This is a genomic window from Streptomyces sp. NPDC047061 (assembly GCF_040643955.1).
Lineage (GTDB): Bacteria > Actinomycetota > Actinomycetes > Streptomycetales > Streptomycetaceae > Streptomyces.
The window spans coordinates 21,746-34,019 of sequence record NZ_JBEYVI010000010.1; the positions used below are offsets into that span (position 1 = coordinate 21,746).

At 69.5% G+C, this 12,274-nt stretch carries 11 protein-coding genes; 2 read left to right on the plus strand and 9 right to left on the minus strand.

Annotated elements, in window-relative coordinates; genetic code table 11:
* The first annotated feature begins 91 nt into the window (after window positions 1–91).
* Complete coding sequence (locus tag ABZ887_RS16905) at window positions 92–949, plus strand: phosphatase PAP2 family protein (RefSeq protein WP_361289375.1); 858 nt, start codon at window positions 92–94, stop codon at window positions 947–949.
* Here the strand turns inward: ABZ887_RS16905 and ABZ887_RS16910 are convergent.
* The 8 genes from ABZ887_RS16910 to ABZ887_RS16945 form a co-directional block, all read right to left on the minus strand.
* Window positions 888–2,663: a glycoside hydrolase family 18 protein gene (locus tag ABZ887_RS16910; protein ID WP_361289378.1), complete on the minus strand. Its 1,776-nt coding sequence runs from the start codon at window positions 2,661–2,663 to the stop codon at window positions 888–890. The genes ABZ887_RS16905 and ABZ887_RS16910 overlap by 62 nt on opposite strands.
* A gap of 215 nt (window positions 2,664–2,878) precedes the next feature.
* Window positions 2,879–3,322 (minus strand): hypothetical protein, encoded by a 444-nt coding sequence (locus ABZ887_RS16915; RefSeq protein ID WP_361289381.1) that lies wholly within the window; start codon window positions 3,320–3,322, stop codon window positions 2,879–2,881.
* A gap of 127 nt (window positions 3,323–3,449) precedes the next feature.
* Window positions 3,450–4,877 carry an FAD-dependent oxidoreductase gene (locus tag ABZ887_RS16920; protein WP_361289384.1) on the minus strand — a complete coding sequence of 476 codons (1,428 nt, stop codon included), beginning with the start codon at window positions 4,875–4,877 and terminating at the stop codon, window positions 3,450–3,452.
* 32 nt (window positions 4,878–4,909) lie between these two features.
* Window positions 4,910–5,710: an ABC transporter permease gene (locus tag ABZ887_RS16925; RefSeq protein WP_361289387.1), complete on the minus strand. Its 801-nt coding sequence runs from the start codon at window positions 5,708–5,710 to the stop codon at window positions 4,910–4,912.
* A complete protein-coding gene (locus tag ABZ887_RS16930; protein ID WP_361289390.1) occupies window positions 5,711–6,643 on the minus strand; it encodes an ABC transporter permease in 933 nt (310 codons plus the stop codon).
* Window positions 6,643–7,806 carry an ABC transporter ATP-binding protein gene (locus ABZ887_RS16935; protein ID WP_361289393.1) on the minus strand — a complete coding sequence of 388 codons (1,164 nt, stop codon included), beginning with the start codon at window positions 7,804–7,806 and terminating at the stop codon, window positions 6,643–6,645. Before ABZ887_RS16935 ends, ABZ887_RS16930 begins: the two co-directional genes overlap by 1 nt.
* Window positions 7,807–7,813: 7 nt before the next feature.
* Window positions 7,814–9,049, minus strand: coding sequence for a spermidine/putrescine ABC transporter substrate-binding protein (locus ABZ887_RS16940; protein ID WP_361289396.1), 1,236 nt, complete (start codon window positions 9,047–9,049; stop codon window positions 7,814–7,816).
* Window positions 9,050–9,101: 52 nt separating this feature from the next.
* Window positions 9,102–10,637 (minus strand): gamma-aminobutyraldehyde dehydrogenase, encoded by a 1,536-nt coding sequence (locus ABZ887_RS16945; RefSeq protein ID WP_361289399.1) that lies wholly within the window; start codon window positions 10,635–10,637, stop codon window positions 9,102–9,104.
* Window positions 10,638–10,845: 208 nt separating this feature from the next.
* On the opposite strand from ABZ887_RS16945, the gene ABZ887_RS16950 reads away from it, so the two are divergent.
* Window positions 10,846–11,409 (plus strand): NADAR family protein, encoded by a 564-nt coding sequence (locus ABZ887_RS16950; protein WP_361289402.1) that lies wholly within the window; start codon window positions 10,846–10,848, stop codon window positions 11,407–11,409.
* Window positions 11,410–11,537: 128 nt separating this feature from the next.
* Here ABZ887_RS16950 and ABZ887_RS16955 read toward each other — a convergent pair whose 3' ends face one another.
* Window positions 11,538–12,263 carry a DUF4190 domain-containing protein gene (locus tag ABZ887_RS16955; protein ID WP_361289405.1) on the minus strand — a complete coding sequence of 242 codons (726 nt, stop codon included), beginning with the start codon at window positions 12,261–12,263 and terminating at the stop codon, window positions 11,538–11,540.
* Between the last annotated feature and the right edge of the window lie 11 nt (window positions 12,264–12,274).

Sequence of the window (12,274 nt, forward strand, 5' to 3'; positions counted from 1 at the left end):
TGCATGACGGGACGCGATTCCGCCTGTCGCGGCACCGGACCCTGCCGTAGGTTCTATCCAGATGAGAGATACACCCCGCCCACAGGGGACTGTGGGCGATTTCAGGCCGGGGCCTCCCCAGCTTCGACCTGGTCGTGCCCTCGCGCACACAACCGGGGCCTCCGGCTCCGGATCTCCTCACCGATCGGACGGTCGCCCGCCCCAAACCCCCCGGGGCGCGCGGCGTTCCGATCCGGACGGCCGCCCCGGAACCACCCCCCCTGTTCCGGGGCGGCCGACCTCCTTCCTTCGCTTTCCCCTCGCGGGACTCCTGGGACTTCTGGGCCTGCCGGCCCTCCTCTTCGCGCTGATCACCTGGCAGGTCGTGGCCCACGGCCCGCTGCTCCGCCTGGACAGCCGTCTGAGCAGCGCACTCGTCCACCCGGACCGGTTCTCCGAGCTCCTCTCCGACCTCGGGAACGTGCAGGTCGCGGTCCCGGTCCTGGTGCTCGTCATCGCGTACGTCGCCCGGCGCGGCCGTGCCACTGGTACAGACCGCTGGTGGCTGCCGCCCGCGGCCGCCGCCGTCCTGATGGCCCTGGTCCCGGTGGTCATCGTGCCGCTGAAGGACTGGACGGCCCGCCCGGGGACCCCTGTCGTCCCCCCGGCGGTCGGCTACTTCCCCTCCGGCCACACGGCGACGGCGGCGATCGCGTACGGCTCCGCGACCCTGCTCCTCCTCCCCTGGCTCGCCTCCGCCACCGCCCGCCGGACCGCCGTCGCCGGCTGCGCGGCGCTGGTCCTCGGCGTCTCCTACGGCCTGGTCCGCCGCGGCTACCACTGGCCGCTGGACGTGGTGGCCAGCTGGTGCCTGGCCACCGTCCTGCTGACGTCCCTGAGGCTGCTGCTCAGCCGAAGTACGCGTCGAAGTTCTTCTGGAACTCCCAGTTCGAGAACCGGTCCCAGTTGATCGACCAGGTCATCAGGCCGCGCAGGGCCGGCCAGGTGCCGTGGGTGGCGTACGAGCCGCAGTTCGTCTTCTTCGTCAGGCAGTCCAGGGTCTTGGTGACCTCGGACGGGGCCACGTAGCCGTTGCCCGCGTTGGTGGACGCCGGCATGCCGATCGCGATCTGGTCGGGGCGCAGCGGCGGGAAGACGTTGTTGGCGTCGCCCGCCACCGGGAAGCCGGTCAGCAGCATGTCGGTCATGGCGATGTGGAAGTCGGCGCCGCCCATGGAGTGGTACTGGTTGTCCAGGCCCATGATCGAGCCCGAGTTGTAGTCCTGGACGTGCAGCAGGGTCAGGTCGTCGCGCAGGGCGTAGATGACCGGGAGGTACGCCCCGCAGCGCGGGTCCTGGCCGCCCCATTTGCCGGTGCCGTAGTACTGGTAGCCCATCTGCACGAAGAACGTCTCGGGCGCCATGGAGAGGACGAACTTCGACCCGTACTTGGCCTTCAGGGTCTTGAGCGCGGAGATGAGGTTGACGATCACCGGGGTCGTCGGGTTCTTGAAGTCGGTGTCGCTCGCGTCCAGCGACAGGGAGTGGCCCTCGAAGTCGATGTCCAGGCCGTCCAGGCCGTAGGTGTCGATGATGTTCGAGACGGAGGAGACGAAGGTGTCCCGCGCGGCCGCGGTGGTCAGCTGCACCTGGCCGTTGGCGCCGCCGATGGATATCAGCACCTTCTTGCCGGCCGCCTGCTTGGCCTTGATCGCCGCCTTGAAGTCGGCGTCGCTCTCGACGTTCGCGCACTCGGTGACCGGGCAGCGGTTGAAGCGGATGTCCCCGGAGGTGGCCGAGGTCGGTTCACCGAAGGCCAGGTCGATGACGTCCCAGCTGTCGGGGACGTCGGCGAGCCGGGTGTACCCGGCGCCGTTGGCGAAGGAGGCGTGGAGGTAGCCGACCAGGGCGTGCGTGGGCAGGTTGCCGGAGCCCCCGGAGGAGCCGGCGGTCGTGGTGGCCGTCACCGCGGCGGACTTCGCGGACTCGCCGCTGTCGTTCACGGCGGTGACCTGGAAGCTGTACGCCGTCGACGGGTTCAGCCCGGTCACGGTGGCCGACGTCCCGGTCGCCGTCTGGACCTTGGCCCCGTCCCGGTAGACCGCGTAGCTCGTGGCGCCGGTGACCGCGGTCCAGGAGAGGGCCACGCTGGAGGAGGTGACCGTGCCGGCGGTGAGGCCGGTGGGCGCGGCCGGCGGCTGGCCCGCGGAGGCACCCGGTCCGACCAGCGACACGTCGTCGGCGTAGTAGGCGCCGGTGCCGTACCAGCCGTGGGTGTAGATGGTGACCTTGGAGGTCGAGGCGCCGGTGGTGAAGGTGGTCGTGAGTTTCTGCCAGTCGGGGGCGGACTGGGTCCAGGTGGAGACGTCGGTGGTGCCGGTGCCGCTCGCGCCGAGGTAGACGTAGGAGCCGCGGACGTAGCCGGACAGGGTGTACTGCGAGCTCGGCTTGACGGTCACGGTCTGCGCGCACTGGGCGTTGTCGCTGCCGGCCGGGGTCGCCTGCAGCGCGGAAGCCCCGCTGTGCACGGGTGAGTTGACCGTCGTACCGCTGCCCGCCGTGCAGGTCCAGCCGGAGAGCCCGGACTCGAACCCGCCGTTCACGGCGAGGTCCGCGTCGGCCGCACGGGCGGCCGACGAGAGCGCGGTGATACCGGGTACGGCCAGCAGCAGGGCCGTGAACATGGTGAGAACAGGTCTCGCGCGAACCACAAGTGCCTCCGGTGGTGGGGGAATTGGAGGTGGGGGTGCGCGCTCAATTTGGTCCAGACCAATTCGCTTGTCAAGACCTACGACCCTTCATGACGCCCCGCAGAACAGCTCCCCATCAGGGGCGCGGGGAACTGCGCGACCAGCCACGACGCCGCCGCACCCGACCGTCGACCTCACGCGAACGGCGCTCAATCGTCGGCCAAGCCGGCGGCAGCCTCATGCATGGCCAGCTCCAGCAACGCCGGATCCGTCAGCGTCCCCGACCCGTCCGGCACCACCAGCCACCGCACCCCCTGGGTCGACCGGCCGGGATACGGCACGACGATCCAGGTGCCGGCGCCCGCCGTGCGGATCCCGGTGCCGAGCCACCTGGCGGCCGTGCCGGGCGGCACGAAGAAGCCCACCCGGTTGTCCCCGAAGTCGACCAGGACAGGCCCTGGCTGGTCGAGGACGCGGGTGAGCACGTCGAGGGTCGGATAGCCGAGCTCGCCCGGCAGGATCAGTACGTCCCAGGCCCTGCCGGCGGGCAGCAGCGCGATCCCCAGCGGGTTGCGCTCCCATTCCCAGCGGCAGGCCTCGGGATCCGGTGCGACGGATGTCAGCCATTCGACCGCCGTCTTCGCCCCAGTCATCAGAAGACCTCCCCATCTCGCTCGTCGACGCGGGCGTCGCGTCACGGGGAGAGAGGGAGGTCTTCCGGGGGCATTACGCGGGTTTCAGCACCGTATTGAAGTGAGCTGGATCACACACTTGACCGGCTCAGCTGTCGAAGCCCAGCCCCAGCCGGTCCATCGCCCTGAGCCACAGGTTGCGGCGGCCGCCGTGGGCGTCGGCGCGGGCCAGGGACCACTTGGTGAGGGCGATCCCCGTCCAGGCGAACGGCTCGGGCGGGAACGGCAGCGGCTTCTTGCGGACCATCTCAAGGCGGGTGCGCTCGGTCTCCTCCCCGGCCAGTAGGTCCAGCATCACGTCGGCGCCGAACCGGGAGGCGCCGACACCCAGGCCGGTGTACCCGGCCGCGTACGCGACCCGGCCCTGGTGCGCGGTGCCGAAGAACGCCGAGAAGCGGGAGCAGGTGTCGATCGCGCCGCCCCACGCGTGCGTGAAGCGGACGCCCTCCAGCTGCGGGAAGCAGGTGAAGAAGTGCCCCGCGAGCTTGGCGTAGGTCTCCGGACGGTCGTCGTACTCCCGGCGCACCCGGCCGCCGTAGTGGTGGATGGCGTCGTAACCGCCCCACAGGATCCGGTTGTCGGCGGACAGCCGGAAGTAGTGGAACTGGTTGGCGGAGTCGCCGAGGCCCTGCCGGTTCTTCCAGCCGATCGCGCCGAGCTGCTCGGCGGTGAGCGGCTCGGTCATCAGGGCGTAGTCGTACACCGGGACGGTGTAGGCGCGGACCCGCTTGAGCAGGTTCGGGAAGATGTTGGTGGCGAGCGCGACCTGCCGGGCGCGGACCGCCCCGTACGGGGTGCGTACGGCCATGCCGGCGCCGTAGGCCTTCAGGGCGAGGGCGGGCGTGTGCTCGTACACCCGGACGCCGAGCGCGAGGCAGGCCTGTTTGAGGCCCCAGGCGAGCTTGGCCGGGTGCAGCATGGCCACGCCGCGCCGGTCGTACAGGCCCGCCTCGAAGGTGGGCGAGGCGACCTGCTCGCGGACCGCCTCGGCGTCGAGGAACTCGATGCCGTCCGCGAGGCCCCGCTGCTCCAGTTCCCTGTGCCAGTCGCGCAGTTCCCACGCCTGGTAGGTCTCGGTCGCGACGTCGATCTCGCCGGTGCGCTCAAACTCGCAGTCGATGCCGTGCCGGGCGACGGCGGCCTCGATCTCGTCGAGGTTGCGCCGGCCCAGCTCCTGCAGCCGGTGGATCTCCTCGGGCCAGCGGGCGAGGCCGTTGGGCAGCCCGTGGGTGAGGGAGGCCGCACAGAAGCCACCGTTGCGGCCCGAGGCGGCCCAGCCCACCTCGTGGCCTTCCAGCAGGACGACCTCGCGCCCGGGGTCGCGCTCCTTGGCGTTGAGCGCGGTCCACAGTCCGCTGTAGCCGCCGCCGACGACCAGCAGGTCGCAGGTGTCGGCGCCGGTCAGCGCGGGCTCGGGGTGGGGCTTGCCGGGGTCTTCCAGCCAGTACGGCACCGGCTGTGCTTCGGAGAGAGACTTGGTCCAATCTGCCTGACGGCTCATGGCGCTTGGGGCCATGATTTTCAACTCCCTACAGAGTCAACTAAGGGTTATGCCTTTTGCCTGTTGCGGCGGTTGTTGATGAGCATGGATGCCAGGACGAACAGTACGGCGACCAGGAACATGGCCGTGCCGATGACATTGATCTGGACGGGCGTGCCGCGCTGTGCCGAGCCCCAGACGAACATGGGGAAGGTGACGGTGGAGCCCGCGTTGAAATTGGTGATGATGAAATCGTCGAAGGAGAGCGCGAAGGAGAGCAGCGCGCCCGCCGCGATTCCGGGGGCCGCGATGGGGAGGGTGACCCTGACGAACGTCTGCACCGGTCCGGCGTAGAGGTCGCGGGCCGCCTCCTCCAGGCGCGGGTCCATCGACATCACGCGGGCCTTGACCGCGGTGACGACGAAGCTGAGGCAGAACATGATGTGGGCGATCAGGATGGTGTAGAAGCCCAGCTGGGCGCCCATGTTGAGGAACAGGGTGAGCAGCGAGGCGGCCATGACGACCTCGGGCATCGCCATCGGCAGGAAGATCAGCGAGTTCACGGCGCCGCGGGCCCGGAACCGGTAGCGGACCAGCGCGAAGGCGATCATCGTGCCGAGGACGGTGGCGCCGATCGTCGCCAGGGCGGCGATCCGGAGGCTGATGGAGAGCGAGCCGCACATGTCGGCGACCCCGCACGGCTGCTTCCAGGCGTCCAGCGAGAACTGCTGCCATTCGTAGTTGAAGCGCCCCTTCGGTTTGTTGAAGGAGAACACCGTGACGATGACGTTCGGCAGGAGAAGATATCCGAGGGTGAGGATTCCCGCGATGACGACGAGATTCTTCTTGAGCCACTTGACGAAGGGCATTTAGACCAGATCCTCCGTCCCGGACCGGCGGATGTAGAAGGTGACCATGGCGAGGATCGCGGCCATGAGGATGAAGGAGAGCGCGGCGGCCGTCGGATAGTCGAGAATCCGCAGGAACTGCGTCTGGATCACGTTTCCGATCATGCGGGTGTCGGTCGAGCCGAGGAGTTCGGCGTTGACGTAGTCACCGGCCGCCGGGATGAAGGTCAGCAGCGTGCCGGAGACCACGCCCGGCATCGACAGCGGGAAGGTGACCTTCCGGAACGTCGTCCACGGCTTGGCGTACAGGTCGCCGGCCGCCTCGTGGAGCCGTCCGTCGATCCGCTCCAGCGAGGTGTAGAGCGGCAGGATCATGAACGGCAGGAAGTTGTACGTCAGACCGCAGACCACCGCGAGCGGGGTGGCCAGCACGCGGTCGCCGGCCGTCCAGCCGAGAAAGTTGGTGAGGTCCAGGATGTGCAGCGAGTTCAGCGTGTGCACGACCACACCGTTGTCGGCAAGGATCGTCTTCCAGGCCAGGGTGCGGATCAGGAAGCTGGTGAAGAACGGCGCGATCACCAGGATCATGATCAGGTTCCGCCAGCGCCCCGCGCGGAAGGCGATGAGGTAGGCCAGCGGGTAGCCGAGCACCAGGCACAGGACCGTGGCCGCGGCAGCGTAGAAGACGGACCTGAGGAACTGCGGCCAGTACTCGCTCAGCGCGTCCCAGTAGGTCGCGAAGTGCCAGGTGACCTTGTAGCCCTCTTCCAGGGAGCCCGTCTGGATCGACGTGGACCCCTGGTAGATCATCGGCAGCGCGAAGAAGACGACCAGCCACAGGATGCCGGGCAGCAGCAGCCAGTAGGGAGTCCATTTGCCACGCCTGCGCGGGGCCTTCTTCGTCTCGGGTTCGGCGGCCGCCAGGGGCGGGGGCGCCTCGGAGAGCGTGGCCATCAGGCGGCCTCCTCCTCGGTGCCGGCGGAGCCCACTGTCCCAGCAAGCAGGGACTGGGCGGCGTCGAGGCCGAAGGTGTGGGCCGGGCTCCAGTGCATGACGACGTCGGCGCCGGGGACGAGCCGCCCGTCGCGCTCGACGTTCTGCACGTACACCGCGAACTCGGGGCAGACCGCGCTGTCGATGACGTACTGCGTGGAGACGCCGATGAAGCTGGCGTCGGCGACCTTGCCGGTGATCCGGTTGCGGCCCTCGGGGATGGAGCCCGCGTCGTCCGCGTGCGTGAGGGAGATCTTCTCCGGCCGGACCCCGACCAGCACCTTGCCGCCGGTCGTGGTCGGCGCCGAACATCGCGCCTCGGGCAGCACCAGCTTGCCGCCGCCCGCCTTCAGGACGATGTCGTCGCCGTTCTTCGTGTCGACCTCGGCCTCGATGAGGTTCGAGGTGCCGAGGAAGTTCGCGACGAACGTGGTGTTGGGGTTCTCGTAGAGGTCGGCCGGCGAGCCGAGCTGCTCGACGCGTCCCGCGTTCATCACGGCGACCGTGTCGGCCATGGTCATGGCCTCCTCCTGGTCGTGCGTGACGTGGATGAAGGTGATGCCGACCTCGGTCTGGATCCGCTTGAGCTCCAGCTGCATCTGGCGGCGCAGTTTGAGGTCGAGGGCGCCGAGCGGCTCGTCGAGGAGGAGCACCTTGGGGTGGTTGATGAGCGCGCGGGCCACCGCGACGCGTTGCTGCTGGCCGCCGGAGAGCTGGTGCGGCTTCTTGCGCGCCTGCTCGCCCAGCTGGACCAGCTCCAGCATGTCCTCGACCTGCTTCTTCACGCTCTTGATGCCGCGCCGGCGCAGGCCGAAGGCGACGTTCTCGAAGATGTCGAGGTGCGGGAAGAGGGCGTACGACTGGAAGACGGTGTTCACCGGCCTCTTGTACGGCGGCAGCTGGGTCACGTCCTGGTCGCCGAGGTGCACGGTGCCGCTGGTCGGCTCCTCCAGGCCCGCGATCATGCGCAGGGTGGTGGTCTTGCCGCAGCCGGAGGCGCCGAGGAGGGCGAAGAAGGAGCCCTGCGGCACGGTCAGGTCCATCGGCTGTACGGCGGTGAAGCCGTTGTCGTAGGTCTTGCCGATGCCGGTGAGGCGGACGTCGCCGCTGTTGTCTGTCGTCATGGTGTCGTCACGCCCCTGTGAGCTTCGCGAACTTCTGCTGGTAGGCCGTCTCTTCCTTCGAGCTCAGCGAGCGGAAGGCGTGGGACCTGGCCTGCATGGCCTTGTCGGGCACGATCAGCGGGTTGTCGGCCGCCGACTTGTCGATCTTGGCAAGGTACGGCTGCACGCCGGCGACCGGACTCACGTAGTTGATGTAGGCGGCGAGTTCGGCGGCCGGTTCGAGCTCGTAGTAGAAGTCCATGAGCCGCTCGGCGTTCGTCTTGTGACGCGCCTTGTTGGGGACCAGCATGTTGTCGGTCGACGTCATGTAGCCGCTGTCGGGGATGACGTAGCCGACGTCCGGGCTGTCGGCCTGGAGCTGCACGATGTCGCCGGCCCAGGCGATACAGGCGGCGAAGTCGCCCTTGCTGAGGTCGGACGTGTAGTCGTTGCCGGTGAAGCGGCGGATCTGGCCCTTGTCGACGGCCTTCTGGAGACGGGCGATGACGGCGTCGTAGTCGTCGTCGGTGAACTTCGCCGGGTCCTTGCCCATGTCGAGCATGGTCATGCCGATGCTGTCGCGCATCTCGGTCAGGAAGCCGACACGGCCCTTGAGCTTGGGGTTGTCGAGCAGGTCGGAGACCGACTTCACCTCGACGCCGTCGAGCGCCTTCTTGTTGTACGCGATGACGGTCGAGATGCCCTGCCAGGGGTACGAGTAGGCCCGGCCCGGGTCCCAGTCGGGGCTGCGGAACTGGTCCGACAGGTTGGCGAAGGCATGCGGGAGGTTCGACGCGTCCAGTTTCTGGACGTAGCCGAGCCGGATCATGCGGGCGGCCAGCCAGTCGGTGAGGACGATCAGGTCCCGGCCGGTGTCCTGGCCGGCGGCGAGCTGCGGCTGGATCTTGCCGAAGAACTCGTCGTTGTCGTTGATGTCCTCGGTGTACTTGACCGTGATCCCGGTCCGCTTGCGGAACGCATCCAGGGTCGGATGGTTCTTCCCGCTGTCGTCGACGTCGATGTACTCGGGCCAGTTGGAGAAGTTGACGACCTTCTCCGTGGCCGAGTGGTCGTCGGCGGAGACCCCGCCCTGGGACTTGCCGGCCGCGGGGATGCCGCAGGCGCTCAGCGCCCCGGCACCGCCCACCGCGAGCGCGCCGCCCAGCAGCGACCGACGGGTCATGGCGGCCCGGCCATTACGGAGACTGCGCCGCATGGCGGTCACTTCGACCGGTGTCAGGCGGTCGGGCTCGTACTGCCTCATACGCTTGATGCCCTTTCGGGAAGATGGCCGGGGTCAGCGGCCGGAGCTGTGACTATCGGTCCCCGAAGATCGTGCGGTGCCAGTCCTTCCGCGGCACCGCCGTATTGTCGAACATAACGTGCTTGACCTGGGTGTACTCCTCGAACGAGTACGCCGACATGTCCTTGCCGAAGCCGGACGCCTTGTAGCCGCCGTGCGGCATCTCGCTGATGATCGGAATGTGGTCGTTGACCCACACGCACCCCGCCTTGATCTCGCGGGTCGCGCGGTTCGCCCGGTAGACGCTGCCGGTCCACGCGGAGGCGGCCAGACCGTACGGGGTGTCGTTCGCCAGCCGGATGCCCTCATCATCACCGTCGAACGGCAGAACGACCAGCACCGGACCGAAGATCTCGGACTGGACGATCTCGCTGTCCTGCGGCGCGTCGGCGATCAGGGTGGGCCGGTAGTACGCGCCGCTCTTGAGCTCGTCCTGCGGCGGCTCGCCGCCGGTCACCACGCGCGCGTAGCCGCGCGCCCGCTCCACGAACCCGGCGACCCGGTCCCGCTGTGCGTGCGAGATCAGCGGCCCGAGGTCGGTACCGGGAGCGAACGGGTCCCCGAGCCGCACGGTCTCCATCAGGGCGGCCGTGCGCTCGACGAAGGCCTCGTAGAGCGGCCGCTGCACGTACGCGCGCGTGGCGGCGGTGCAGTCCTGCCCGGTGTTGATGAGCGACCCGGCCACGGCCCCGTGCACGGCCGCCTCCAGATCCGCGTCGTCGAAGACCACGAAGGGCGCCTTGCCGCCGAGCTCCAGGTGCAGCCGCTTGACGGTCGCGGTGGCGACCTCGGCGACCCGCTTGCCCACGCCGGTGGACCCGGTGAAGGACGTCATGGCCACGTCCGGATGCCCGACGAGGTGCTCACCGGCCTCCTTGCCCGTCCCCGTGACGATGTTGACGACACCGTCGGGGATACCGGCGAGGGTCGCGGCCTCGGCGAACAGCAGCGAGGTCAGCGGGGTCAGCTCGGCCGGCTTGAGCACGATGGTGTTGCCGGCGGCGATCGCCGGAAGGATCTTCCAGGCCGCCATCTGGAGCGGATAGTTCCACGGCGCGATCGACCCGACGACACCGATGGGCTCACGGCGGATGTACGACGTGTGGTCGCCGGAGTACTCGGCGGCGGCCTGCCCCTGGAGGTGCCGTGCGGCCCCCGCGAAGAACGCGGTGTTGTCGATGGTCCCCGGCACGTCGAACTCGCGGGTGAGCTTCAGCGGCTTGCCGCACTGGAGCGACTCGGCGCGGGCGAACTCCTCGGCACGGTCGGCGAGCACGGCGGCGAACCGGTGCAGCGCGTCCGACCGCTCGCCGGGGGTCGTCCCGGCCCACCCCGGAAAGGCGGCCCGCGCGGCGGCCACGGCCCGGTCGACGTCCTCGGTGCCGGCCAGCTCGTACGTGTACACCTCCGCGCCGGTGGCCGGGTCCACGACGGCGTGCGTACGGCCCGACGTGCCCTTGGCGAACCGTCCCGCGATGTACTGCGCGCCGTCCGCGAGCCGCTCCTGCGCGGGGAAGGTCTCCGGGGTGGCGGTGCCCGGGTTGTCCATGTCGCTTCTCCTCCGCCGTCACCCCGTCCGAGAGGCGGGTGGCGTAGCTCCAGCTCGATTTGACTGCCGATCCTGACAGAGCAGGGGGCGACCAACAAGTGATTCCGTTGTTGCCTTTTGGTTACGCGACGGAATCTGTCGACCAGGTGTCGAGTCGGCAGTGAAAAGGCGGGACGGAGTGTCAGTGGTGGCTGCCAGACTGGCGTGCATGGCGAAGATCGATTCTGTGGAGGCCCTGATCAGGGCGGTCCAGGCGGGGGCCAGGATCAGGTACCTGCACTTCTGGGGACACCGGCCGCGACCGGACGGGCAGGTCTCGGCGAGCTGCCTGAGCCAGTGGTGGCCGTCACGCTTCGTGGTCGACGGTGTGGAATACGCGACCGCCGAGCACTGGATGATGGCGGAGAAGGCCCGCCTCTTCGGGGACACGGACGCGGAACGCGCGGTCCTGGCGGCGGGGCACCCCGCCGAGGCGAAGAAGGCGGGCCGGCTGGTCCGGGGCTTCGACGAGGCGATATGGCAGCGGGAGCGCCTCGGCATCGTCACCGAGGGCAGCGTGCACAAGTTCGCCGCCGAGCCCGGGCTACGGGACTTCCTCCTGGGAACCGGCGACCGGGTCCTGGTGGAGGCGAGCCCGATGGACCGCGTGTGGGGGATCGGCCTGACGGCGACGGATGCGGGGGCGGAGGATCCGGCGCGGTGGCGGGGGCTGAACCTTCTGGGGTTCGCGTTGATGGAGGCGAGGGAGCGGTTGCGGGTGGCGGGGGCATGACGATGAAAGGGGCGGGGCTTCCAATCGACGGAACTGGTCCCGCTTGAGGGGCGCGGGGCTGTGTCCATGTGCGGCTCCGCCGCGTGGGCGCCACCAGCCCCCACCCACCCGCACCCGAACGACGACCTCTATTGGTTCGCCTGGCTCCCCGCCACCACGATCAGCGTGATGAACGCCGCGGCCAGCACCAGCCCCGCCGACCCGCAGATGATCCCGGCCAGCGCCTGCCCGCCGTTCGTCGCCACACCCCGCTTCACCCGCCCCCGCCCGATCGACCCGAACACGATGGCCAGCACCCCCATCACCAGCGCGACCGGTGCCAGACAGAACCCGATCGCGCTGATGATCCCCGTCACCATGGCGGCCGTCCCGAGTCCGTTGTCGGGCGCCGGCTGCATCCCCGGCCAGCCGCCGTAACCTCCCGGCCCCGGCGCCGGATACGACGGCAGCGGCCCGCCGGGATAGCCGTAACCCGGCGCGGGCGGGGCGGAGGCAGGGCCACCGGGGTAGCCGTAGGGGACCTGACCGGGCCCGTTCGGGGCGATCGGCGGTGGCGGCACCGCCGCACTCTGCGGCTGCGGCGCGGGCGGGGCGTAGGGGTTGGGTGCCGGTGCGGCGGGATCCGGCGCTGCGAAGGGGTTGGCCGGCGGAGCCGGGCGCGTGTCGGACGGCGCGGCGAAGGGGTTGGCCCAGCCCTGCGCCGGTGCGTCGGCGGAGCCGTCCGGCCCCGGTATCGCCGCGACCGTCCGCTGCTCATGGACCGACGCCGGTGTCACCGGTGCCTCCGGCCCCGCCCCGGCGTCGTCCCCCTTGTCCAGCCGTACCTTCGGAGTCTCCGGCACCTCGTCAGCCATCGTGTGATGTC

Coding starts and splice junctions, on each gene's coding strand:
- ABZ887_RS16910 (WP_361289378.1), bottom strand. CDS start 2,663: ATGTTCACGGCCCTGCTGCTGGCCGTACCCGGTATCACCGCGCTCTCG.
- ABZ887_RS16915 (WP_361289381.1), bottom strand. CDS start 3,322: ATGACTGGGGCGAAGACGGCGGTCGAATGGCTGACATCCGTCGCACCG.
- ABZ887_RS16920 (WP_361289384.1), bottom strand. CDS start 4,877: ATGGCCCCAAGCGCCATGAGCCGTCAGGCAGATTGGACCAAGTCTCTC.
- ABZ887_RS16925 (WP_361289387.1), bottom strand. CDS start 5,710: ATGCCCTTCGTCAAGTGGCTCAAGAAGAATCTCGTCGTCATCGCGGGA.
- ABZ887_RS16930 (WP_361289390.1), bottom strand. CDS start 6,643: ATGGCCACGCTCTCCGAGGCGCCCCCGCCCCTGGCGGCCGCCGAACCC.
- ABZ887_RS16935 (WP_361289393.1), bottom strand. CDS start 7,806: ATGACGACAGACAACAGCGGCGACGTCCGCCTCACCGGCATCGGCAAG.
- ABZ887_RS16940 (WP_361289396.1), bottom strand. CDS start 9,049: ATGAGGCAGTACGAGCCCGACCGCCTGACACCGGTCGAAGTGACCGCC.
- ABZ887_RS16945 (WP_361289399.1), bottom strand. CDS start 10,637: ATGGACAACCCGGGCACCGCCACCCCGGAGACCTTCCCCGCGCAGGAG.
- ABZ887_RS16950 (WP_361289402.1), top strand. CDS start 10,846: ATGGCGAAGATCGATTCTGTGGAGGCCCTGATCAGGGCGGTCCAGGCG.
- ABZ887_RS16955 (WP_361289405.1), bottom strand. CDS start 12,263: ATGGCTGACGAGGTGCCGGAGACTCCGAAGGTACGGCTGGACAAGGGG.